This is a genomic window from Erythrobacter sp., from assembly GCF_035194505.1.
GTDB lineage: Bacteria > Pseudomonadota > Alphaproteobacteria > Sphingomonadales > Sphingomonadaceae > Erythrobacter.
The window spans coordinates 1,001,554-1,024,383 of sequence record NZ_CP136573.1 but is presented as its reverse complement, the minus strand read 5'-3'; the positions used below and the strand labels follow the sequence as shown (position 1 = coordinate 1,024,383).

The window sequence follows — 22,830 nt, the reverse complement described above, 5'->3', positions numbered from 1 at the left end:
GGGGGGAATTGCAGCAATGAGCGATACCAAGAAAGCCTCGGACGTCTTTGTCGAGTGCCTCGAAGCAGAGGGCTGCGAGTATATTTTCGGCGTTCCGGGGGAAGAAAACCTCGATTTTCTCGATTCGCTCAGCCGGTCGAAGCAGATCAAGCTGATCCTCACCCGCCACGAACAGGGCGCCGGCTTCATGGCTGCGACCTATGGCCGCCACACCGGCAAGACCGGGGTGTGCGTCGCAACGCTCGGCCCGGGCGCGACCAATTTTGTGACCTCGGCGGCCTATGCGCAGCTGGGCGGGATGCCGGTGCTGATGATCACCGGGCAAAAGCCGATCAAGAAGTCGAAGCAGGGCCGCTTCCAGATCGTCGATATCGTCGCGCTGATGAAGCCGATCACCAAATATGCGATCCAGATTGCCGCGGGCGACAACATCCCCAGCCGCGTGCGCGAAGCCTATCGCCTCGCCGAGGAGGAAAAGCCCGGCGCTACCCTGATCGAGCTGCCCGAGGATATCGCGGAAGAGCCGACCACCGACTGGAAGCCGCTGCCCAAGAGCATCGCGCGCCGTCCCAGCGCCGAGCCCAAGGCCGTGCGCGCCGCTGTGCAGGCGATCGAAAGCGCCAAGAATCCGGTGCTCGTGATCGGCGCGGGCGCCAACCGCAAGCTGTGCGGGCGGATGCTCGAACAATTCGTCGAGAAGACCGGCATCCCCTTCCTCACCACCCAGATGGGCAAGGGTGTGATCGACGAGCGCCACCCCAAGTTCCTGGGCTGCGCGGCGCTGTCCGCCGGAGATTTCGTCCACCGCGCGGTGGAGGATTCCGACTGCATCATCAATGTCGGCCATGACGTGATCGAAAAGCCGCCCTTCTTCATGAAGGACAATGGCGTCACCGTGATCCACGTCTCGACCCGCACCGCCGAGGTCGATCCGGTGTACTTCCCGCAGATCGAGGTGATCGGCGATATCGCCAACGCGATCTGGCAGATGAAGGAAGACATCAGCCCCAATCGCAGCTGGGATTTCGCCCACATGCTGGCCTATCACAAGGCCGAGGTCGACCACACCAGCGCGCTTGCCGCCGATACCCGCTTCCCGATCTTCCCGCCGCATCTCGTCCAGCAGGTGCGTGACGCGATGCCGCATGACGGGATCATCTGTCTCGACAACGGGGTCTACAAGATCTGGTTCGCGCGCGGATATACCGCTTACCTGCCCAACACCGTGCTGCTCGACAATGCGCTGGCGACGATGGGAGCAGGTCTGCCGTCGGCGATGATGAGCGCGATGCTTTACCCTGAGCGCAAGGTGATGGCGATCTGCGGCGATGGCGGCTTCATGATGAACAGCCAGGAGATGGAAACCGCGGTGCGCCTCGGCCTCAATCTCACCGTGCTGATCCTGCGCGACGATGCCTACGGGATGATCCGCTGGAAGCAGGCCAACATGGGCTTTGTCGATTTCGGCCTGACCTATGGCAATCCGGACTATGTGAAATATGCCGAGAGCTATGGCGCACACGGCCACCGGGTAACCTCGTCGGAGCACCTGCGCGAATTGCTCGCCCATTGCCGCGATACGCCGGGCGTGCACCTGATCGATTGTCCGGTCGATTACACCGAGAACGACCAGATCCTGAACAAGGACATCAAGCGGCTTTCGAAGGAGCTGTGATCACCGGTCAGGGTAAGGACATCTGCCATGCATGAAGTGGTCAATCCCTTCGACCTGTCGGTGATCGGCTCTGTGCCAACGCATGACTGGGCAGCGGTGGACGCGGCGCTCGCCCGCGCCCACCGGCTGGCCCGCGACCGCAGCCAGTGGAAGAAGCCGCACCAGCGCGCGGCGATCCTCCACCGGGCCTGCGAGATCATGCGCGAACGGCGCGATCATCTCGCCTTCCAGATCGCGAACGAGGGAGGCAAGCCGCTGATCGATGCGCGGGTGGAGGTGGACCGCGCGATCAACGGGATCGAACTGTGCATCCACGAGATCGGCTCTCTGCGCGGCACCGAGATCCCGATGGGGCTGACGGCGGCGAGTGATGGCCGCCTCGCATGGACCACGCGTGAGCCTATTGGCGTGGTGGTGGCGGTTTCGGCCTTCAACCACCCGCTCAATCTGATCGTCCATCAGGTCGCGCCCGCCGTGGCGGTGGGCTGTCCGGTGATCGTCAAGCCCGCGGCCGACACCCCGCTGTCGTGCTTCGAATTCATTTCGATCCTGCACGAGGCGGGGCTGGAGCCGGACTGGGCACAGGCGGTCCAGCCGCCGCGCGATGTGTCGGAACGGATGGTCAGCGATCCCCGCGTCGCCTTCTTCAGCTTCATCGGCTCGGCAGGTGTGGGCTGGTCGCTGCGGACCAAGCTTGCGCCCGGCACCCGCTGCGCGCTGGAGCATGGCGGGGTGGCGCCGGTGATCGTCGATCCCAGCGCCAATCTCGACCTTGCGGTGCCGAGCATTGCCAAGGGCGGGTTCTACCATTCGGGGCAGGTCTGCGTTTCGGTGCAGCGGGTCTTTGCCCATGTGAGCATCGTCGGCGAGCTGGCCGAGCGGCTGGCAACAGCGGCAAGCGCCTTGAAGGTCGGCAACGCAATCCACGCGGATACCGAATGCGGGCCCCTGATCCGGCCGAAGGAAGTCGAGCGCGTCGGCAAATGGATCGACGAGGCCCGTGCGGGCGGCGCGCAGATCCTGTGCGGGGGCGAGAAGCTCTCGCACACCACCTATGCGCCGACCGTGCTGCTGAACCCGTCGGTGGATGCCACGATCTCGCGCAATGAAGTCTTCGGCCCGGCGGTCTGCGTCTATGGCTATGAGGACGTCGACGCTGCGATTGCCCAGGCCAATTCCTTGGATGTGGCGTTTCAGGCGGCGGTCTTCACCAATGATCTGGCGGCTGCGCTCTACACCTATCGCAACATCGATGCCTCAGCCGTGATGGTGAATGATCACACCGCCTTCCGCACCGACTGGATGCCCTTTGCGGGCTTGCGGACATCGGGGCATGGCGTGGGGGGGATCCCCTATACCTGCCACGAGATGACCATCGAGAAGATGATCGTGTTCAGGGGTTAGGGTGTTTGTGTTACGCTCGCCCATCCGGGCGAGCGTCCTCGCTTGACGCGCAGCAAAGCTGCGCCCGCTGCGGGCGGGCGGTCGCCCTTGCGGGCCTGTGGCCCGATGGCGCCTCCCCTCACGGTCAGGCTCTTTCACCCCTCCTCCAGCAGCAGCAGGACGCAGGTCACTTCCAGCCGTTCCATCGCGCCGAAGCGGTGGTCGACCATGGCGATGGTGGCATCGGCGACCAGCTGGCCGGGGATCGCGAATTCGTGATCGGGCAGGCGCTCGATCAGGTCCTCGCCGCAGGCAACCGCATCGATACCGCAGAATTCCATCACTACGCAGTGGCGGGTACCGGAAAAGGTGATCGAGGCCCATGCGGTCTCGTCATGGCTGAGCAGGGTGCCCTTGCCCCCGGCGAGGCCGGCGAGCGCGGCGCGCACCCGGTCTGCCGTGGTGCGGCGCGGGCGGAAGGCGGCGGCGAGCGATTTGACCTCGAAATCATCGAGATCGGCAAAGGCGTGGGCGAAGGGATCGCGGTGGCTCTCGGTCAGCATCATACCATCTCCTTCATCTGGGCATTGGCGCGGTCGGAATAGCCCTGCATCCATGCGCGGGTGCGCAGCTCGGTGTCGCGGCGGGGCGAGCGGCCCATGCGCAGATCGAGCACGAAGCGCGGATCATGGGCAGCGAGCCGCCCGAATTTGGTGGCGGGCATGTCGTGTGTCCGCAGGAACGACTCGATGGTCCGAAGCAGCATGGTTTGACCTCCCTCTTGCGCGCTGACGGCGGGGCCGACACCGAACGAATCGCCCGATGTTCCTGAAATGTTTCACTACATTTCCTACTTGTCTAGGAAAAATCCTACGTGTAGGATGTTTTCATGCTTAATGACCCGCAAAACCCCGTCCAGAGCCTCGCCGGACCGCGCGCCAGACTGCTTGCCCTGTCGCAGGAGCGGGGGGTGAGTCTCGCCTCCCTGTCCGAGTTGCTGGGGCGCAATCCGACCTATCTCCAGCAATTCATTCGCAAAGGCTCGCCGCGCAAGCTGGAGGAGCAGGACCGCGCGACGCTCGCCCGCTTCCTTGGGGTGACGGAGGCAGAGCTGCGCGAGGCGCAGGATAATTCCTATGTAAAGGCCCCTAGGCGCGAAACCGGGGTATGGGTCGATGTGCCGCGGCTCGATCTCGGCGCGTCAGCCGGACCGGGAGCAGTGCCAGGGGGCGAGGGCGCCTTCGACACCTTCCGCTTCTCGCGCCGCTGGCTCGCCGAACAGGGGCTCGAAAGCGCGCAGCTTTCCGCGATCCGCGTGGAAGGAGATTCGATGGAGCCGCTCCTCAATGATGGCGACGAAATCCTCGTCGACCGATCCCCGCGTGCCTTCCGCGACGGCATCCACGTGGTGCGCCTCGGCGACACGTTGATGGTCAAGCGCGTCGCCAGCGCGGGGGCAGGGCGGATCGCGCTGCTCTCGCAGAACCTCGCCTACCCGCCGGTCGAGGTCTCGGCAGACGAGGTGGCGATCATCGGGCGGGTTGTGTGGAAGGGTGGGAGGATTTAAGCCCGCTCTCATGACGGACCAAACGACACTCCCCATTCGCGCCGCGATCATTCCGGTGACACCGCTGCAGCAGAACTGCTCGCTGATCTGGTGCACCAAGACCATGCGCGGCGCGCTGGTCGATCCCGGCGGGGATCTCGACAAGCTGAAAGAGGCTGTCGCCAAGGCGGGCGTGACGCTCGAGAAGCTGCTCGTCACCCACGGGCATCTCGACCATTGCGGGCAGACCGGGATGCTGGCCGACGAACTCGGCCTCCCCATCGAAGGCCCGCATGAGGATGACCGCTTCTGGATCGACCAATTGGACGATGACGGCCCGCGCTGGGGGATGGTGGCGAAGAGCTTCACGCCCACCCGCTGGCTGAAGCACGGGGACACGGTAACGGTGGGCGAACTCACCTTGGATGTGATCCATTGCCCCGGCCACACCCCCGGCCACGTGGTGTTCTACCACGCGCCCAGCCGGTTCGCGATTGTCGGCGACGTGCTGTTCCAGGGCTCGATCGGCCGCACCGACTTTCCGCGCGGCAATCATCAGGACCTGATCGATTCGATCACCCAGCGCCTCTGGCCGCTTGGCGAGGACGTGATGTTCATCCCCGGCCACGGCCCCACCAGCACCTTCGGCCGCGAGCGCAAGACGAACGCTTTCGTCTCGGATTATGCCTTGTCCTGAATGATCGTCATTGCGAGCCGCAGGCGAAGCAATCCATCAACCAGCATGGCTATTGGGTGCCAAGGTCCGGTCATGGATTGCCGCGTCGCCTCCGGCTCCTCGCAATGACGAGGGTGAGCTTACATCACCCCCGCGGCCGTCAGCGTCGCCACCACCGCGAGGCCGAGCTGAATCAGCATCGTCGCCAGCGTTCCGATCATCCGGCCGACCTTCAGCTTGGCGCCGTCCATGCCGAAGCCGTGCAGCACACGGCCGATGAAATAGGCCGCTGCCACGTAAGCCAGCCACCAGCTGCCGACGCCGGCGAGTTCGATGGCCGCGATCAGCACCAGCACGAAGGCGGTGTTCTCGACATAGTTCAACTGCGCGCGCATCCGGCGCTGCAGGCTTTCGTGTCCGCCATCGCCGATGCTCACCTGCAGCGCGGTGCGCAGGGCGCCGATGCGGATCCCCAGCCAGATGTTGAGCACGGCGGCAGCCGCCGCGGCGGCGAGCGTTACAGGAAGCACGGTCATGATGGAGATCCCCTCGTTTGTGTGACGCCCTTGCTAGGGTGAGCCCGAGCGGGTTGCAACGCGCGAATTTTACGCTATAGCGCGCGCCTTCCCGCCATTGCTGGCCAAGGAAAGCGCGCTCGGCTTGTGCTTGTGCGTGCGCCAACCTTGCCGTAAGGGCGGCCTTCGAGAATCACAGGCGCCAAAGTCCTAGGGTGGTGGTGCCACGTCAGTTATTTGAGGAAATGGTGCCACCATGGCTGTCCCCAAGAGAAAAGTATCGCCTTCCCGTCGCGGCATGCGTCGTTCGCACGATGCCCTGAAGGTCGAGGCATTCCACGAATGCTCGAACTGCGGTGAGCTGAAGCGTCCGCACAACATCTGCGGCCACTGCGGCCACTACAACGGGCGTCAGGTTGTTGCCGTCGGCTGATCGCCGCTGGCATTGACATTAGACCGGAGAGAAGCACGATGAGCCTGCCGCGTATCGCTGTCGATGCGATGGGCGGGGACGAAGGCGTGCGCGTGATGGTCGAAGGCGCGGCGCTGGCCCGCCGCCGTCACGAGGACTTCAAGTTCCTGCTGGTCGGAGACGGCCCGCGTATTGAAGCCGCGCTCGAAAACCACCCCAATCTTCGCGCGGCCTCGGAAATCCTGCATTGCGATGACGTGGTCGGCGGAGACGAACTGCCGAGCAAGGCGATCCGCCGCGCCAAGACCACCAGCATGGGCCTTGCCGTCAATGCGGTGAAGACCGGCGAGGCCGGCGCGGCTGTCAGCGCGGGCAACACCGGCGCGCTGATGGCAATGAGCAAGCTTGCCTTGCGCACCATGCCGGGGATCGATCGTCCGGCGCTCGCCGCGATCATGCCGACCTTGCAGGCCCATGACGTGGTGATGCTTGACCTCGGCGCCAACACCGAAGCGGACGCGCGTAACCTCGTGCAATATGCGGTGATGGGCGCGGCCTACTCGCGCATCGTCAACGGCTTCGACAAGCCGGTGGTGCGCCTGCTCAACATCGGCACCGAAGAGATCAAGGGCACCGAGGCACTGCGCGATGCCGCCGCCATGCTCACCGCCGCCGCGCGCGAGGATGGCAAGCTGGCGCTGGTGTTTGACGGCTTCGTCGAGAGCGACAAGATCAATCGCGGTGAGACCCATGTCGTCGTCACCGATGGCTTCTCGGGCAATATCGCGCTGAAGGCGATCGAGGGCTCGGCCCGCTTCGTCACCGATCTGCTGCGGCAGGCCTTCACTTCCTCGCTGCGCTCCAAGATCGGCTTCCTGGTCTCGCGCCCCGCGACCGAGCTGCTGAAGCACCATCTCGATCCCAATAATCACAACGGCGCGGTGTTCCTCGGCCTCAATGGTGTGGTGGTGAAGAGCCACGGCAGCGCCAATGCCAAGGGTGTCGCCAATGCCGTCGCGGTGGCCGCGCGCCTGCTCGAAAACAAGCTGACCGAGCGGATCGCGCAGGACCTCTCGCAACTCGGCGAGGACGCGCTGCGCAAGAGCGCACGTGGCACTTCGGCCAAGAACAACAACGACGGGAACCCCGCATGAGCGGCTCGCGCATCCTCGGCACCGGATCGGCTCTGCCAGCCCGGATTGTGACCAATGCCGAGCTGGCCGAGACGGTCGAAACCTCGGACGAGTGGATCGTCGAGCGCACCGGCATCCGCCAGCGCCACGTCGCCGGCGAGGGCGAGACCACCGCGACCCTCGCCACCGCTGCCGCGCGCGCAGCGCTCGCCGATGCCGGGGTGGATGCGTCGAGCATCGGGCTGATCGTGCTGGCCACCGCCACCCCCGACAACACCTTCCCCGCCTCCGCCACGAAGGTGCAGGACACGCTGGGCTGCAATGGTGGGATCGCGTTCGATGTCGCGGCCGTGTGCTCGGGCTTTCTCTATGCGCTGAGCATCGCCGATTCGATGCTGCGCACCGGCATGGCAAAACGCGCGCTGGTGATCGGCGCGGAAACCTTCAGCCGCATTCTCGATTGGGAAGACCGCACTACCTGTGTGCTGTTCGGCGATGGCGCGGGGGCGGTGGTGCTCGAAGCGCCGAACGCCGAAGCGAGCGCCAGCAAGGACGCGCCCGGCATTCTCGCCACGCGGCTCCATGCCGACGGGGCGCAGCACGATCTGCTCTATGTCGACGGCGGCCCCTCTACCACGCAAACAGTTGGTCATGTCCGCATGCGGGGGCAGGAAGTGTTCCGCCACGCGGTGGTGAACCTTGCCGATGTGCTGAAGGAAGTGCTTGAAGGTACAGATGTTTCGGTTGACCAGATCGACTGGGTCGTGCCGCATCAGGCGAACAAGCGGATCCTCGATGCCACCGCCCGCAAGCTTGGCATTTCGCCGGACAAGGTGGTTGTGACCGTCAACCAGCACGCCAACACCTCGGCTGCATCCGTGCCGCTGGCGCTCGATGTGGCGCGCAAGGACGGGCGGATCAAAGCGGGCGATCTGGTGATGCTGGAAGCGATGGGCGGTGGCTTTACCTGGGGCGCGAGCCTGATCCGGATGTAGCGCGCGCAGGGGCCTTGGCCCCGCGTGCCTAACACAAATGCTGAAAACGTGGGCAACCACGCGGCATCGCGTTGCAAAATCGGTGAAAAATTGTAAACCTCGAGTCTCTCGGATGGGTCGCGCCAACGAGGGAGAAAACGCATGATGCGTTCGGTAGGCACCCTGACCCGCGCAGATCTCGCGGAAACGATCAATCGCAAGATGGGCTTCAGCCGCGCGGAATCGCTCGACATGGTCGAAGCGATCCTCGGCAAGATGAGCGACGCACTCGCCAAGGGCGAGAACGTCAAGATTTCCGGTTTCGGCAGCTTCGTGCTGCGCGACAAGAACGAGCGGATTGGCCGCAACCCCAAGACCGGGGTGGAAGTTCCGATCACCCCGCGCCGGGTGATGACCTTCCGGGCGAGCCAGCTGCTCAAGGAACGGATCGCCAAGGGCTGACCGGCCTGCAAGCGAAGCACAAGGTGAGGGCTGATGGCCGGGTTCGATGACGGAAAAGACGACGGCGCGCTGCGCACCATCGGCGAAGTCAGCGAGGCGCTCGGCATCAAGCCCCACGTGCTGCGTTACTGGGAAGCGCAATTCCCGCTTTTGAAACCGCTGAAGCGCAGCGGCGGTCGCCGCTATTACCGCGCCAGCGATGTCGCGCTGGTCGAGACGATCGACCGGCTGGTCAACCGCGAGGGCTATACCCTGAAAGGCGCCGAAGCGGTGCTGCGCGCCTCGGCCAAGTCGGGTCTGGATCGTCGCAGCGAGGATCGCCGTGCCGGTGCAGACCGCCGCGCCGCAGCCGAACCTGCCGATACCCCCGGCGTCCGCCTGCTGGTGAGCGAAGGGCCGGACATGGCCGAAGTGATCGCCGGGCTTAAGGCCGTCCGCGCAAGGCTGGCGGCGGCGCTGGAGGCCTAGAGCACTTTCCGGCCATTCCGGCCCGCCCCTTGCGGGGTCTCGTCAGGAAGCCCGCTGGCTTCGTCGTGACGCTTGCCCGGGGGCCTAAGGGCCCGCGCTGCGCGCCACTCCTGTCCAGCGGGCTTCCTGACGCGATCAGGGTGGATCGGAATGGCCGGAAAGTGCTCTAGCCTACTCGGCGGCCATCAGCGCCGCTTCTCCCAGATCGACGCTGACGAGGCGCGAGACGCCTTTTTCCGCCATTGTCACCCCGAACAAGCGGTGCATCCGGCTCATCGTCACCGCATTGTGGGTGACGATCAGGTAGCGCGTGGTGGTGGTGGCAACCATCGACTCGAGCAGATCGCAGAAGCGTTCGACGTTAGCGTCATCAAGCGGCGCGTCGACTTCGTCGAGCACGCAGATCGGCGCGGGGTTGGTGAGGAACAGCGCGAAGATCAGCGCGGTCGCCGTCAGCGCCTGTTCGCCGCCCGACAGCAGCGAGAGCGACTGCAACCGCTTGCCCGGCGGCTGGGCGTAGATTTCGAGCCCTGCCTCCAGCGGATCGTCGCTGTCCACCAGCGCAAGGTGCGCTTGCCCCCCTTCGAACAGCCGGGTGAAGAGCACGCGGAAATGGGCGTCCACTTCCTCGAAAGCGGCGCGCAGCCGCTCGCGGCCCTCGCGGTTGAGGCTGCCGATCGAACCGCGCAACCGGGCGATGGCTTCGGCCAGTTCGGCCTGCTCGCCGGCATTGCTGCCGTGTTCGGCCTCGATCCGCGCCAATTCGTCGGCGGCGACGAGGTTGACCGGTCCGATCCGCTCGCGCGCGGCAGTGAGGCGTTCGAGCTCCTCGGATTCGCTGCTGGCGGGCGCGATGTCGTCCTCGCCGAAGCCGAAGCGTTCGCCCAGCAGCGGGGGCGGGCACTGGAAGCGCTCGCCGGAAATGCGGGCGAGTTCGGTGCGGCGCGATTCCTCGTTTTCTGCGCGGGCGGCAAGGCTGGCGCGGCCTTCGCGGGCCTGGGCGAGAGCTTCGGTGCGCGCGGCAAGGTCAGCATCGGCGGCGCGGGCACGGGTTTCGGCCTCGCGCATCGCGGCCTCGGCAGCGGCAAGTTCTGCCGCGAGGCGGTTGCGGGTGGCCTCGCCAGCTTCGATTTCGGCGGTGAGTGCGGCGGGCTTGGCGGCGTGGACGGCGCGCTCCTCGGCGATTTCGGCGAGGCGGCGGGCGGCTTCGGCCATGCGGCGTTCGGCATCGCTGGAGCGGGCCTTCCAGCCCGATTGCTCGGCGGTCTGCGCCGCCAGCCGCTCGCGCGCGACGGCCAGCGCCTGATCCTGCGCGGCGAGTTCTGCCAAGGCGGCCTGCACGGCGGAGCGCGCGGCCTCGTTCTTCGCCTGCGCTGCCTCAAGCGCGGCGCGCCCGAGATCGCGCGCGGGCAGCCCTTCGCGTGCGGCGAGGGCGGCGGCGCATTCCTCCTTAGCGGCCGCGATCTGGGCCTCGGTCTCGCTCTGGCTGGTCGCGAGTTCGGCGAGGCGGGCGGCGATGCGCTCCTTGGCGGCCTCGGCCTGATCCATCCGCCGCAGCGCCTGGCGCTCGGCCTCGATCGCGCCGGCAATGCTGCGCTCCTGTGCGACCAGCGCTGTCTGGAGCTGGCCGAGTTCCTCGCGCACAGCGGCATCCTCGGCCTCGGCGGCAGCAAGGGCTTGGCGCAAGGGCGGCAGCGCGGCTTCGAGCTCGGCGAAGCGGTTGGCGGCTTCGAGCTGCGCGGCTTCGGCAGCCCCTTCGCCGCGCGCCACGAAGCCGTCCCAGCGGCGCAGGTGTCCGGTGCGGGTCACAAGCCATTCGCCGGGCGCCAGTTCGCGCCCGTCATCGGCATCGACGCAATGCACCAGCGCAAGGCGGGCTTCGAGTTCGGCGGGGCAATCCTTGAGGTGCGCGAGCAGGCTGTCGGCCACCCGTTTGGGCGCAGCAGCGCCGGTCCAGAAGCGTCCGTCCTGCGGGCTGACGGGCGCGCCCAGCGGCGACTTGCCGTCACGCCCCAGCACCGCGGCGAGCGCGCGTTCATAGCCGGGGGCAACGCGCACCTTGTCGAGCGCGGCGGCAAGGCCCTGCCGCCCGGCCTCGCGCTTGGCGCGGGCTTCGCGGTCACGGGCCAGGGCAGTGTATTCGCGCTCCACCCCGGCAAGTTCGGCGCGGGCAGTGGCGAGCCGCGCCGAGGCTTCGTCGCGCGCGCCTTGCAAATCACCCTTGCGCGCCTGATCGGCAGCGAGCTTTTCGCGCAAGGCGGTGAGTGCTTGGACGGCATCTTCGGAAGACTTGCGCGCCGCGACCACCTCGGCTTCCGCATCGCCGCTCTGGGCCAGCTCAGCGCGGGTGCGTTCGAGCCGCGCCAGATCCGCCTCGATCCGCGCCAGCCGCCCCTGCGCCTGTTCCACCGCGGCTTCGGCGACGCGCCATTCAGCCTCGACCCCGGCGTGATCCGCCGTTGCCTTGGCGAGCGCGAGTTCGGCCGCGCGGCTGGCGCGTTCGCTATCCTCGGCGCGGTTGGCAAGCGCGGGGCGGGCGGTCTCGGCAGCGGCGAGCGCGGTGCGGCTGGTGGCAATTTCGGTTTCGAGCCGCGCCAGTGCCTCGACCGCGCTGCTGGTCAGCCGGTCGGCATCCGCGCGGTCTTCCTCGAGGCGGGTCTGCTGGCGGGTGAGATCGGCGAGGCGGGTTTCGGCGGCTTCGAGCTTTTCGGAGAGGGCGGCCATGCGGTGGCCGTGGGCACTGGCATCATCGCGCCGGTCTGCGAGTTCGTCGCGCGCATCGGCGAGCAGTTTGGCGGCTTCGGCCTGATCGGCCTGTGCCGTGGCGACGCGGGCCTGCGCTTCGGCGACAGCGGCATTGGCGCTTTCGGCGGCGGCGCGGGCTTCCTTCGCGGCAAAGGCGGCCTCGCGCCAGCGGGCGAACAGCAGGCGGGCCTCGGCGCTCTGGATCTTGTGGGTCAGCTCGGTGTAGCGCTCGGCCTGCTTGGCCTGCCGTTTCAGCGAGGAAATCTGCGCGTCGAGCCCCGCCATCAGGTCTTCGAGCCGCGCCAGATTGGCCTCGGCCCCGCGCAGTTTGCTCTCGGCATCCTTGCGGCGCACGTGCAGCCCCGCGATGCCGGCAGCTTCTTCGAGCATCGCGCGGCGCTCGGCCGGGCGGGCGGCGATCACTGCCGCGATCTTGCCCTGGCTGACGAGGGCGGGGGAGTGCGCGCCGGTGGCGGCATCGGCGAAGGTGAGGGCGACATCCTTGGCCCGCACATCGCGGCCATTGACGCGGTAGGCGCTGCCGGCCCCGCGTTCGATCCGGCGGGTGACGACCAGCTCCTCGCCGCCGTCATCTGCGGCGTGGAGCACCACTTCTGCAAAGTCACGCGGGGGCCGGGTGGAGGTGCCCGCGAAGATCACATCCTCCATCCCGCCCGAGCGCAGCGACTTGGCCGAGGTTTCCCCCATGACCCAGCGGATTGCTTCGAGCAGGTTGGACTTGCCGCAGCCGTTGGGGCCGACGACCCCGGTCAGCCCGGGTTCGATGCGCAGTTCCGCCGGCTCGACGAAGCTCTTGAATCCGCTGAGCTTGAGCCGGTGGATCTGCATCGGGCAGGATCAGCGCGCGCCGGCGCGCTGAAGCTGGGGTTCGAGCTGCGACCACATGCCGGCGTCGAGCTTCTGGCCGTTGAGCAGGAAGGTCGGCGTCGAGTTGATCTTGTCGTCGTTGGCATAGCCTTCCGACAGCTTGGCGAGCTTTTCCAGCGTGGCGAAGTCAGCCATGCAGGTGCGCGCCTGATCTTCGCTGATGCCCCGTGCGGCGAAGAATTCATAGAGGCCGGTCAATTCGCCGAACTTCACGAAACGCTGGTTTTCCGGCAGGCCGTTGGTGGTGGCGAGCGCCTCCTGATTGGCATAGGCGCGGTCCTGGATCGGGCCGAGATTGGCCCAGACCTGATCGGCCAGCGGCAGGGCGGCTTCGGGCGTCGAGCAGCCGATCAGTCGCGTCAGCGCCAGATCGAGCGGGCCATGGATCAGGAAGCTGCGGAATTCGAAGCTGACGCGGCCGGAATTGACATACTTGCTCATCAGCGGCTCGATGCCGTCGGCGGCAAAGTTGGCGCAGGCCGGACAGGTGAGCGAGCCATATTCGACGAGCTTGAGCGGCGCATCGGGATTGCCGACCAGATAGCCGCCTTCCTCGGTGGTGACGACCTTCTGCGACCATGTCGTGCCGGCCGGCGGGGCCACCATCGGCAGGGCCTCTCCCGATGCCGCCTCACCCGGGGCGGCGCTTTCACCGCAACCGGCCAGTGCCAGCGGGGCAGCGGCAAGAAGGCTGAGCGCGAACAGACGCGAGAATTTCATGGCAGGCAGGTCCTTGGACAATTGAAGGGGGGAGAATAGCGCCCCCGCGCCCCGTGCAGCAAGAGGAGCGCGAGGGGATTGTGAACAACTCGCCTCAGGGCGTGGGCGCCGCGCCGCTCCCGTTTGCGGCAAAGCGCGCCGAGAGCACCGGATAGAGTGCGCGCCAGTCGTGCACCTCGTTCAGGAGCTTGCCGTCGAGCGCAAAGCTGGGGGTGCCGGGGATGGCGAACTCGCCGCGGTCTTCTGCGCCGGCGGTCATGATCTTGTTCACCGCGGCATCGTTCATCACGCAGGCATTGACCTCGGCCAGCGACTGGCCGCGCTGCACCAGAATATCGGCAAGGCCCAGCGCGCTGGCGGCGTTCATGCGGTCTGCCTTGTTGCCGCGCGCCCAGATCTCCTGCTGGCTCCTCGGAGCGCTCATGAACTTGGCGAGCCACTGGCTCTGCGAATACATGAAGGCGCGGTGGCGATCCTTGAAGCCGGCGGGATCGCCGCATTGCACCAGCATGGTGACGGTGAGATCGAGCACGTTGCGGATCACCGGTCGCACTTCGACCGACATCTTGCCCGGCCCGAGCAGCGTGAGATCGATTGCCGGATCACCCTCCATCGCAAATGTGGCGCAGTGCGGGCAGGTGTAGCTGATGAATTCGATCAGCTTGGCCTCGGCCTTGGGATTGCCGATCAGATGGCCGCGTTCGGTGCGGGTGACGGTCGCGCTCCAGTTGCCCTGGGGATTGTTGCCGGCAAACTTGCTCTGCGGATCGGCAAGGCTCTGCTGGGCAGCGCCGGGCGCAGCAAAGGCGATGAGGGCAGCGCCGAAAAGGGCGGCAGTGCGGGCGGAGTTGCGCAGGGTCATGAAGGGTCCTGTTCGGAGTTGGGGGAAGGCTGTTCGCCGAGCGAGCGGGCGAGCGATTCAAGCACGGTGCGAAGTTCGGGATCGCCGATGTCGCGCAAGCTGTCGCCGAGTTCAAGCGGGATCGGTTTGAGGGAGGGCGGGGCCTTGGCGGGCTTGTCCGCCTGCGCCGGCGTGACCGCGCCCTGCCGCAGCTTGACGCGGGCGACGGCCTTGTAACCGAAGAAGCGGTTCACCCGTTCGATGATTTCCGGGATGACCTGTTGGATCAGCGGGGCATGGGCGGGCACCACCACCAGTTGCAGGATGCCCTCGGCCTTTTCCCCGGGAGGAAAGCGGATCGCCTCGGGACTGCACACGCGGGCATGTTTGGGGCCGACGATTTCGGGCCAGCGGGTGACGACCGAGCTTTGCACGAAGCCGAAGCGGCGAAAGGCGGTGCGGCCGATTTCCGGCATCAGATCGCCGATCGGACGCACACCCTGTCCGCGCGGACGGGTGTAGGGCTTGATCTTGCCCTTCGTGTCGGAGGTTTTCTTGTCGCTTCCCATGCTTGCGCCCGCCATGCCATAGGCAGCGCGTGACCGCCAGTATCTCCGACACGCTGCTCCAATGGTATGATGCCCATGCGCGCGATCTGCCGTGGCGCTTGCCGCCCGGACATGCGCTGCCGGATGATCCCGCATGGCCCTATCGCGTGTGGCTGTCCGAAGTGATGCTCCAGCAGACCACCGTGGCAGCCGTGAAGCCCTACTTTGCCAAGTTCACGCAGACCTGGCCCAGTGTCGCAGCGCTGGCAGCGGCCCCTGAGGACGAGGTGATGGCTGCATGGGCCGGGCTCGGCTATTATTCGCGTGCCCGCAATCTGGTGAAATGCGCGCGCGCCGTGGCCGCGCGGGGCGGCTTTCCTGCCACCGAGGTCGAGCTGCGCGCGCTGCCCGGGCTGGGCGATTACACCGCCGCCGCCATTGCCGCGATTGCCTTCGGGCAGCGGGCCGTGGTGGTGGATGCCAATATCGAGCGGGTGACAGCGCGGCTCTTTGCGATTGCCGAACCGTTGCCGGGCGCGAAAAAGCCGATCCGCGCTGCGGCCGATGCCATTACGCCGGAGCGCCGCGCGGGCGATTTCGCGCAAGCCATGATGGACCTCGGCGCGCAGATCTGCACCCCCAAAGGCCCGCGCTGCCTGATTTGCCCCTTGCGCGGGGCTTGCCGCGCACAGGCGCTGGGCGAGCCGGAAGGCCTGCCGGTCAAGCCGCCCAAGAAAGCCGTGCCCGAACGGCGCGGCACCGCCTTCTGGATCACGCGGGGTGAGGGGCGCGACGTGTGGCTCGTCACCCGTCCCGCAACCGGCATGCTCGGCGGGATGCGCGCGCTGCCCGATGACGGCTGGAGCGCGCGGGTCGATGGATCGGGCGCTTCGCCGCTGGAGGGCGCGTGGCGGGTGCTGGGCGCGGTGCGCCACGGATTTACCCATGCCAGCCTGACGCTCGAAGTGCGCGCGCTCGAGGTTGCCGATACGCCACCGGGGGAAGGGCAGTGGTGGCCGGTCGAGAGGATCGGCGAGGCGGGCCTTGCGACCCTCTTCGCCAAGGCCGCGAGCCTCGCGCTGGCCTAGATCAGCCCGCCGCCAAGGCTCAGCCGCACCGCTGCGATCAGCAGGACGATCAGGCAGAAATTGCGCCCACCATCCTTCGACGACAGCGCGCCGAGGATGATGCCGATGACGATCAGCGGCAGGGCGAGCCAGTTGGCCCATCCCAGCAGGGGAATCTGCGCCGGAATGACAATGACAAGGCTGACAAGGCCGACGAGATAGGCGAGCACGTTGAGCATGTGTCTTATATGCATAGGACACCCGAAAAATGCAAGGCCGTCGCCTCCGCCCCCGATTGACCACGCCGCCGCCCTGCCGCAGACACTGCCGCCAAAGCTTTCGGAGATTCTGCCGCCATGACCATCCGTGCCCCTGAACACCCTGCACTGCCCTCGCTTTCCCGCCGCACGCTGTTTCGCCAATCGGCCCTTTTGGCCGGGGGGATGGCGCTGTCCGGTCTGCCGTTCGGGCGGTCTGTGTGGGCGCATGATGTGGCCGAAAGCTGGCCCAATGTGGCAGCGCTGGCTGAGAAGTATGTCTCGCAGCGCAAAGTCGCGAACATGTTCCTGACCTTCGGCTGGGGCCGCCAGCCGCACGCCCACACCGTCGGCGGCGGCACGCTGTCGCTCGCCAAGCCTGCGCCGGTCGACAACAATTCGCTCTACCGCATCTATTCGATGTCGAAGCCGATCACCGGCATGGCGACCATGATCCTGATCGACGAGGGCAAGCTCGGGCTCGATCAGCCGGTGCACGAGATCCTGCCCGCCTTCCGCGACATGCGCGTGCTGGTTGATCCCGAAGGCCCGCTGGAAAACACCGTCCCTGCCGAACGTCCGATTACCATCCGCCAGCTGCTGACCCATACCGCTGGCCTCGGCTACCAGATCATCAGCAAGGGGCCGCTGCTCGCCGCCTACAACGCCAATGGTCTGGTCGGCGGGCGGGTGAGCCGGGCGCCGATCCCGGGCTTCCCGCCGGTCACGCCCGCACCGGGCCTCGAAGCCTGGGCCGATCGCCTCGCGACGCTGCCGCTGATGTATCAGCCGGCGACCAAGTGGAGCTATTCCTGCTCGATCGACCTGCTCGGCCGGGTGATCGAGGTGGCGAGCGGGATGGAATTCGAGGCCTTCCTCAAGGCCCGCATCTTCGATCCCTGCGGCATGGACAGCACGTGGATGCAGGTTCCGGCGAGCGAGGCCCACCGCCTGACCGACAATTACGGAGTCCTGGGCGGCAATGCCTTCCCGATCGATCCCGGCCCGGCCTCGGTCTATCTCGACAAGCCCGAAGTCCCGGCTGGCGGCGGCGGGCTGGTGTCGAGCCCGAAGGACTATGACCGCTTCCTGCGCATGCTGCTCAACTACGGCATGATCGACGGTGTGCGGGTGATGAGCGAGGAGGCGGTGCGCGTGGGCACCTCAAACCTCATGCCCGCCACGGTGGATACCAAGGGCAGCTGGCTGGAAGGGCAGGGCCACGGCGCGGGCGGACGCTCGGTCGGGCAGAGCTTCGGCTGGGGCGGCGCGGCGGGTACGCTGGCGGCGGTCGATTTCGGGCTGAAGCTGCGCTCGACCCTGTTCACCCAGTACATGCCGTCGGAGGCCTATCCGATCCGCGACGAATTCATGGCGGCGATGGAGAAAGACCTCGCCGCGATGCGCGAACACGCGGACAAGGCCGCATGATGCACGCTCCTGCCGGAACCGCGCCGGTGATGGCCTTCGCCGGCTCGCCGATGGACCGCGCCGATCACATCCGCGTCGATGATGCCGCGCTCGCAGGCCTGATGGACTGGCGCGCCAAGGTGCTGCTGCTGGACGGGCTGCTGCCGGGCGTCGATGACATGGGCGGCCTCGTGTGGGGCAGCCTTGCCGATGTCTCTCCGGAGGCCGAACTGGTGTTCCTCGGGCTGATGGAGGGCAAGGCCTGCTTTGCTCCGGTGCCGGGCGAGGGCGCGGAAGGCCCGGCCTATGCCATGCCCAGAGCGTGGCAAATCATGCAGCAACTCGCTCCGGCGGACCTTGCGATCTATGGCGGGGCGCGCAGCCTTGTCGACTGGCACGCGCGTCACCGCTTCTGCGCACGCTGCGGTGCGCCGACCAAGCTCGTCAAGGGCGGCTGGCAGCGCCATTGCGACGGGTGCGGGGCGGACCACTTCCCGCGCACCGATCCGGTGACGATCATGCTGGTCGAGCACGAGGATCGCCTGCTGCTCGGCCGCCAGCCGCGCTTTCCGCCCAAGATGTATTCTGCGCTCGCAGGTTTTGTCGAACCGGGCGAGACCATCGAAGAGGCGGTCGCGCGCGAGATCCACGAGGAAGCCGGCGTACGCGTGCGCGATGTGCGCTATATCGCCAGCCAGCCATGGCCCTTCCCGAGCCAGCTGATGATCGGCTGCACTTCGGTCGCGGATGATCCCACGCTCAATATCGACACCACCGAGCTTGAGGACGCGCGCTGGTTCACCCGCGCCGAACTCGAAGAGGCACGCGCGGCGGGCGAGGCGGGGACGGACCTGCTCTATTTCCCGCGGCCCTTCGCCATCGCCCATCACCTTATCACCTGGTGGCTCGACAAGTGAGCCAGCCGCTGACGATCGACATCTATTCCGATGTCATGTGCCCCTGGTGCCTGATCGGCTGGGGCCAGCTGACCAAGGCGCTCGGCGAGCTGGAAGGCGAGATCGCGGCTGAGGTCCGGTGGCGGCCGTTCGAGCTCAATCCCGACATGCCGCAGGCGGGCGAGGAGCAGGAAGCGCACCTCCGCCGCAAATATGGCCGCCCTGCGGAAGAGGGCGCACGCATTCGCGGGCAGATGAAGGCGATTGCCGAGAGTGCAGGCGTTTCACTGTCCTATGGGGGCGAGGGCGAAGCGCCCCCCGCGATGATGTGGAACACGCGCGATTGCCACAAGCTGCTGACCTTCGCGCTGGAGGACGCCGGACCCGAGGCGCAGACCGCGCTGAAGCTCGCCCTTTTCCGCGCCCATTTCAACGAGCGCCGAAATCTCGGTGACCGGGCGGTGCTGCTCGATATTGCCGCGGCGAACGGCCTCCACCGCGAGGCGGCCAAGGCGGCGCTTGATGATCCCGAACTCGAAGCGCGGGTGATCGCCGAAGAGCAGCAGGCCTGGGATTACAACATCACCGGGGTTCCGGCGATGATCGTGGATGGCCGCTTCCTGATCCCCGGCGCGCAGTCGCCCGAGGTCTACGTCAACGCGCTCCGGCGCGTGGCAGCAAAAAGCCGGGAAGTTCGCTAGGAACTCCCCGGCCTTTGCGACCCGTCTCAGGGCAGGATTACAGCGTCCAGCGTGCGCCGGTGAAGAACGACCGGCCGACCGGGCCGACCGGATAGGCGCGCTCGGTGACGAAGGGCTTCACATCCGAGAGGTTATTGATCCCGCCGAACACTTGCAGGCCCATGTCGGGGAATTCGTAGGATGCGCCGATATTGTGGGTCCAGGTCTCACCGGTGATCCCGGCCGGACCGAACTGGGCAGCGACCGTTTCAATCTCGACCCCGCGCAGCGCCATCTCGCCGAGATAGGTGACCGTATAGTTGAAATTGAAATCGCCATAGCCGTAGGTTGCAGTGGCGCGTCCTGCCCATTCGGGGCGCTGCAATTCGCCCAGTTCCGGATCGAAGTTGCTGAAATCAGCAGGATCGAAGAAGAAGTCGATCTTGTCGGTCCACGATGCCGTCGCCGACAGGCCCAGCTGGTGCTCGCCGATGCTGGTATTGTAGGAGACCGATGCATCGATCCCGGCAGTCTCGACGCGGGCGAAGTTGATCGTCGTCAGATTGAGCAAGGTGAAGCCGAGGAATTGCGCCGAGGAGGGATCGCGATTGCGGGTGAAGCTGTTGCAGAAGTCATTGGGGAAGGTGGAGCTGTCATAGCAGTTGTCGACCACATCCTGGGCAGGGACCGTATCGATCGCGTCGTCGATCTTGATGTTGTAGTAATCGACGGTGATGGCAAGGCCGGGAATGAAGCGCGGCTGCAGCACCGCCCCGAAGGTGTAGGTGTCGGCAGATTCTTCGCGAAGATTGGCATTGCCGGAAATGGTCCCGGCAAAGCGCGCGCTGAGCGGATCGACGTAGCCGGCGGGAATGCCATCGGCGCGGCAGTTGTTGATGCGGTTCTGGACGTTAGCATTGCCAGCCGCCACCAAGGCATCGATTTCGGCCTGATCGCACGGGTCGAAGGGCCGGAAGAAGGCGGCCTGTGCCGGGGCAAACAGCTCAGAAATGTTGGGTGCCCGCACCGCGCGCGAATAGGTTCCACGCAGGCGGATATCCTCGATCGGGGCCCAGAAGCCGTTGATCGCGTAGGTATAGACTGTGCCGGCGGAGCTGTAGTCCGAATAGCGGCCCGCCAGTTCGAGCCGCAGCTCGTCGATCAGAAACACGTCCTCGATCAGCGTGGTGCCAAGCTCGGCAAAGATCTCGACAACGTCATACTTGCCGCCCGAATTCTGGAAGAAGCCATCGGGCGGAGTGGCGAGCGATGTCTGCGAGAAGCCCTGGCCGTTGAAGCCGGGGGCATCGCCCACGAACTGCCCGGCGGTGCCGTCCACCGTGGTCACCGGCAGGATGCCGCGCACCAGCGGGTCGAAAGTCGAACGGCTCTTTTCCTCGCGGTACTCGGCCCCGATCGCAAACTGGATGCTGTCGTAGGGCAGGTTAAAGAAGGCCGAGGTATCCCCGTCCACAAGTCCGCTCAGGACCAACTGTTCGGTGCGGAAGTTGTTGATCGTGGTGGTGGTGATGAAGTCGACCGCCTCCTGGCTGATCGAGCCGACCCCGAACAGGTTGGCCGGACGGCACTGGCCCTGGCCCGGCACAAAGGTGAGATAGCCGAACTCGCCGGTCGGGATGCTGAAGACAGTCGATGGCGAGCGCACTGCGGGGTTCAATTCGCTGCGGCACACCGGATTGCCGCGGGCATCGGTGGTCACGTCGATGGCGGCAAGGAAGCGATCATAGAGCACGTTGTTGCGGTTGATCGTCTTGAGATCATAGCGGCCCCAGTTGGCCGAAACGTCCCAGCTGATCGTGTCGGAAAGATCGCCCTTGAGCCCGCCGACAAAGCGCCAGGTTTCGGAGATGTTGGTGTCGATATTGGCGCCGAGATCGGTCGGGTCGCGGGTGATGAACAGCCCGCCCGCCGCATCCGAGATCGGGCGCAGCACGGCCGGGATGAAGGGGTTGTCCGGCGCCACGGTCAGCAGATCGTAGAACGAGTTCTGGTTGGTGCCGAAGTTGGTTTCCTGACGGAAGAACTTGCCTTCGAAATAGGCGTTGTGTCCCCCGTCAGCACCAATGGCACAGATTTGAGGTTGTGATTTAAGGAGGGTTGGGGCTTCGTCGTAGTGACGAAGGAACGAAGATGAAGACCCAATCCTCCTTGAAAAAATCGGCACCCAAAAAGCCCCCCGCTGAGCGGGTTGTGAAGGACATCCGGCGGCAGACCTGTCGTCATTTCTCGGCTGAAGACAAGATCCGGATCGTGCTCGATGGGCTACGCGGTGAAGACAGCATCGCCGAGCTCTGCCGCAAGGAAGGCATCGCCCAGAGCTTGTATTACACCTGGTCGAAGGAGTTCATGGAAGCGGGCAAGCGCCGACTTGCCGGTGATACTGCTCGTGCCGCAACCACCGGCGAAGTGCAGGATCTGCGCCGCGAGGCCCGTGCCCTCAAAGAATGCGTTGCGGACCTGACGCTCGAAAACCGTCTGCTGAAAAAAAGCATGATCGCGGATGGGGAGGGCGAAGAATGAGGTATCCCGCATCCGAGAAGCTTGAGATCATCAGGGTCGTCGAGCAGTCCCACCTGCCCGCCAAGCGGACGCTCGACAAGCTGGGCATCGCCCGTCGGACCTTCTACCGCTGGTATGACCGCTATCTCGAGGGCGGGCCGGAGGCGCTGGAAGATCGACCCTCCGCGCCGAGCCGGGTGTGGAACCGCATCGCGCCTGAGGTGCAGGATCAGATCGTCGGACTCGCGCTGGATTACAGCGAGTTGTCCCCACGCGAACTGGCCGTGCGATTTACCGATGAACGCCAATACTTTGTGTCCGAAGCCACGGTTTACCGCCTGCTGAAAGCACACGACCTAATCACCAGCCCGGCCTATGTCGTGGTGAAAGCGGCTGATGCGTTCCATACCAAGACCACCCGGCCAAACGAGATGTGGCAGACCGATTTTACCTACTTCAAGATCATCGGGTGGGGCTGGATGTATCTCTCCACCGTGCTCGACGACTTCTCGCGCTATATCATCGCCTGGAAGCTGTGCACCAACATGCGGGCCGAGGATGTGACCGACACGCTGGACCTCGCCCTGGCAGCTTCCGGCTGCGACAGCGCCACGGTGCTGCACAAGCCAAGGCTGCTCAGCGATAATGGTCCCAGTTACATCGCGGGAGAACTGGCGGAATACATCGAGGCCAACAAGATGAGCCACGTGCGCGGCGCCCCGATGCACCCGCAAACCCAGGGCAAGATCGAGCGCTGGCACCAGACCCTGAAAAACCGCATCCTGCTGGAGAACTACTTCCTGCCCGGCGACCTCGAGGCCCAGATCGAGGCCTTCGTCGAGCACTATAACCACCAGCGTTATCACGAAGCGCTGTCCAACGTGACACCCGCCGACGCCTACTTCGGCAGGGCCCCAGCCATCATCAAACAGCGTGAAAGGATCAAGCGACAGACCATCGAACATCGGCGCTTGCAACACCGCAACCTCGCCGCGTAACATCAACCCCCGGACG

Annotated in this window: 23 protein-coding genes; 14 read left to right on the top strand and 9 right to left on the bottom strand. The window is 65.9% G+C overall.

Features of this window, described 5'->3' with window-relative positions:
• Nucleotides 1-16: 16 nt before the first annotated feature.
• Together RSE14_RS05120 and RSE14_RS05115 are read left to right on the top strand one after the other, a co-directional pair.
• Entirely contained in the window at nt 17-1,675 is a 1,659-nt protein-coding gene (locus RSE14_RS05120; RefSeq protein ID WP_324076154.1) for an acetolactate synthase large subunit, read from the top strand.
• Between the two features lie 27 nt (nt 1,676-1,702).
• On the top strand, nt 1,703-3,079 hold the full coding sequence (locus RSE14_RS05115) for an aldehyde dehydrogenase family protein (protein WP_324076153.1): 1,377 nt from the start codon (nt 1,703-1,705) through the stop codon (nt 3,077-3,079).
• Between the two features lie 134 nt (nt 3,080-3,213).
• On the opposite strand, the gene RSE14_RS05110 is transcribed toward RSE14_RS05115, so the two are convergent.
• Nucleotides 3,214-3,624: a hypothetical protein gene (locus RSE14_RS05110; protein ID WP_324076152.1), complete on the bottom strand. Its 411-nt coding sequence runs from the start codon at nt 3,622-3,624 to the stop codon at nt 3,214-3,216.
• Nucleotides 3,621-3,782 carry a hypothetical protein gene (locus RSE14_RS05105; RefSeq protein WP_416379362.1) on the bottom strand — a complete coding sequence of 54 codons (162 nt, stop codon included), beginning with the start codon at nt 3,780-3,782 and terminating at the stop codon, nt 3,621-3,623. The genes RSE14_RS05110 and RSE14_RS05105 overlap by 4 nt, the downstream gene beginning before the upstream one ends.
• 165 nt (nt 3,783-3,947) lie before the next feature.
• Here RSE14_RS05105 and RSE14_RS05100 point away from each other — a divergent pair, with 165 nt between their 5' ends.
• Both RSE14_RS05100 and RSE14_RS05095 read left to right on the top strand, forming a co-directional pair.
• Nucleotides 3,948-4,625, top strand: a complete 678-nt coding sequence (locus tag RSE14_RS05100; RefSeq protein ID WP_324076150.1) for a S24 family peptidase — start codon at nt 3,948-3,950, stop codon at nt 4,623-4,625.
• A gap of 10 nt (nt 4,626-4,635) precedes the next feature.
• Nucleotides 4,636-5,301: an MBL fold metallo-hydrolase gene (locus RSE14_RS05095; protein WP_324076149.1), complete on the top strand. Its 666-nt coding sequence runs from the start codon at nt 4,636-4,638 to the stop codon at nt 5,299-5,301.
• A gap of 119 nt (nt 5,302-5,420) precedes the next feature.
• Here the strand turns inward: RSE14_RS05095 and RSE14_RS05090 are convergent, their stop codons facing one another.
• Nucleotides 5,421-5,816 (bottom strand): MAPEG family protein, encoded by a 396-nt coding sequence (locus RSE14_RS05090; protein ID WP_324076148.1) that lies wholly within the window; start codon nt 5,814-5,816, stop codon nt 5,421-5,423.
• 235 nt (nt 5,817-6,051) lie between these two features.
• On the opposite strand from RSE14_RS05090, the gene rpmF reads away from it, so the two are divergent.
• The 5 genes from rpmF to RSE14_RS05065 all read left to right on the top strand — a co-directional run bounded on the left by rpmF (nt 6,052) and on the right by RSE14_RS05065 (nt 9,244).
• Nucleotides 6,052-6,228: a 50S ribosomal protein L32 gene (rpmF, locus tag RSE14_RS05085; RefSeq protein WP_026092120.1), complete on the top strand. Its 177-nt coding sequence runs from the start codon at nt 6,052-6,054 to the stop codon at nt 6,226-6,228.
• Between the two features lie 38 nt (nt 6,229-6,266).
• Nucleotides 6,267-7,361, top strand: a complete 1,095-nt coding sequence (gene plsX, locus RSE14_RS05080; RefSeq protein ID WP_324076147.1) for a phosphate acyltransferase PlsX — start codon at nt 6,267-6,269, stop codon at nt 7,359-7,361.
• Complete coding sequence (locus RSE14_RS05075; protein WP_324076146.1) at nt 7,358-8,335, top strand: beta-ketoacyl-ACP synthase III; 978 nt, start codon at nt 7,358-7,360, stop codon at nt 8,333-8,335. The genes plsX and RSE14_RS05075 overlap by 4 nt, the downstream gene beginning before the upstream one ends.
• Nucleotides 8,336-8,476: 141 nt before the next feature.
• The gene (locus RSE14_RS05070) at nt 8,477-8,776 is read left to right on the top strand and encodes an integration host factor subunit alpha (protein WP_324076145.1); all 300 of its coding nucleotides are present in this window, start codon (nt 8,477-8,479) and stop codon (nt 8,774-8,776) included.
• A 33-nt stretch (nt 8,777-8,809) separates the two neighbouring features.
• The gene (locus RSE14_RS05065) at nt 8,810-9,244 is read left to right on the top strand and encodes a MerR family transcriptional regulator (protein WP_324076144.1); all 435 of its coding nucleotides are present in this window, start codon (nt 8,810-8,812) and stop codon (nt 9,242-9,244) included.
• A 171-nt stretch (nt 9,245-9,415) separates the two neighbouring features.
• On the opposite strand, the gene RSE14_RS05060 is transcribed toward RSE14_RS05065, so the two are convergent.
• The 4 genes from RSE14_RS05060 to RSE14_RS05045 all read right to left on the bottom strand — a co-directional run bounded on the left by RSE14_RS05060 (nt 9,416) and on the right by RSE14_RS05045 (nt 15,022).
• Nucleotides 9,416-12,838 carry a chromosome segregation SMC family protein gene (locus RSE14_RS05060; protein ID WP_324076143.1) on the bottom strand — a complete coding sequence of 1,141 codons (3,423 nt, stop codon included), beginning with the start codon at nt 12,836-12,838 and terminating at the stop codon, nt 9,416-9,418.
• A 9-nt stretch (nt 12,839-12,847) separates the two neighbouring features.
• Nucleotides 12,848-13,597: a DsbA family protein gene (locus RSE14_RS05055; RefSeq protein ID WP_324076142.1), complete on the bottom strand. Its 750-nt coding sequence runs from the start codon at nt 13,595-13,597 to the stop codon at nt 12,848-12,850.
• A 94-nt stretch (nt 13,598-13,691) separates the two neighbouring features.
• Nucleotides 13,692-14,459 (bottom strand): thioredoxin domain-containing protein, encoded by a 768-nt coding sequence (locus tag RSE14_RS05050; RefSeq protein ID WP_324076141.1) that lies wholly within the window; start codon nt 14,457-14,459, stop codon nt 13,692-13,694.
• Nucleotides 14,456-15,022, bottom strand: a complete 567-nt coding sequence (locus RSE14_RS05045; protein WP_324076140.1) for a DUF721 domain-containing protein — start codon at nt 15,020-15,022, stop codon at nt 14,456-14,458. The genes RSE14_RS05050 and RSE14_RS05045 overlap by 4 nt, the downstream gene beginning before the upstream one ends.
• Before the next feature lie 14 nt (nt 15,023-15,036).
• Between RSE14_RS05045 and RSE14_RS05040 the strand changes: the two genes are divergently transcribed.
• Nucleotides 15,037-16,074 (top strand): A/G-specific adenine glycosylase, encoded by a 1,038-nt coding sequence (locus tag RSE14_RS05040; RefSeq protein WP_324076139.1) that lies wholly within the window; start codon nt 15,037-15,039, stop codon nt 16,072-16,074.
• Here RSE14_RS05040 and RSE14_RS05035 read toward each other — a convergent pair.
• Entirely contained in the window at nt 16,071-16,292 is a 222-nt protein-coding gene (locus RSE14_RS05035; protein ID WP_324076138.1) for a hypothetical protein, read from the bottom strand. The two genes, RSE14_RS05040 and RSE14_RS05035, sit on opposite strands and share 4 nt — an antisense overlap.
• Before the next feature lie 117 nt (nt 16,293-16,409).
• Between RSE14_RS05035 and RSE14_RS05030 the strand changes: the two genes are divergently transcribed.
• Genes RSE14_RS05030 through RSE14_RS05020 form a run of 3 tightly spaced genes read left to right on the top strand, consistent with a single transcriptional unit; the run spans nt 16,410 to nt 19,317 of the window.
• Nucleotides 16,410-17,741 carry a serine hydrolase domain-containing protein gene (locus RSE14_RS05030; protein WP_324076137.1) on the top strand — a complete coding sequence of 444 codons (1,332 nt, stop codon included), beginning with the start codon at nt 16,410-16,412 and terminating at the stop codon, nt 17,739-17,741.
• Nucleotides 17,741-18,637, top strand: coding sequence for an NAD(+) diphosphatase (gene nudC / locus RSE14_RS05025; RefSeq protein ID WP_324076823.1), 897 nt, complete (start codon nt 17,741-17,743; stop codon nt 18,635-18,637). Before RSE14_RS05030 ends, nudC begins: the two co-directional genes overlap by 1 nt.
• The gene (locus RSE14_RS05020; protein WP_324076136.1) at nt 18,634-19,317 is read left to right on the top strand and encodes a DsbA family oxidoreductase; all 684 of its coding nucleotides are present in this window, start codon (nt 18,634-18,636) and stop codon (nt 19,315-19,317) included. Before nudC ends, RSE14_RS05020 begins: the two co-directional genes overlap by 4 nt.
• Nucleotides 19,318-19,354: 37 nt before the next feature.
• Here RSE14_RS05020 and RSE14_RS05015 read toward each other — a convergent pair whose 3' ends face one another.
• Complete coding sequence (locus RSE14_RS05015; protein ID WP_324076135.1) at nt 19,355-21,481, bottom strand: TonB-dependent receptor domain-containing protein; 2,127 nt, start codon at nt 21,479-21,481, stop codon at nt 19,355-19,357.
• On the opposite strand from RSE14_RS05015, the gene RSE14_RS05010 reads away from it, so the two are divergent.
• Nucleotides 21,448-22,814 (top strand): IS3 family transposase gene (locus RSE14_RS05010; protein ID WP_416379361.1). Its coding sequence is split into 2 segments (ribosomal slippage): nt 21,448-21,798 and nt 21,801-22,814, totalling 1,365 coding nucleotides; the frame shifts between segments, so codons are not numbered across the junction. The two genes, RSE14_RS05015 and RSE14_RS05010, sit on opposite strands and share 34 nt — an antisense overlap.
• Nucleotides 22,815-22,830: the final 16 nt, after the last annotated feature.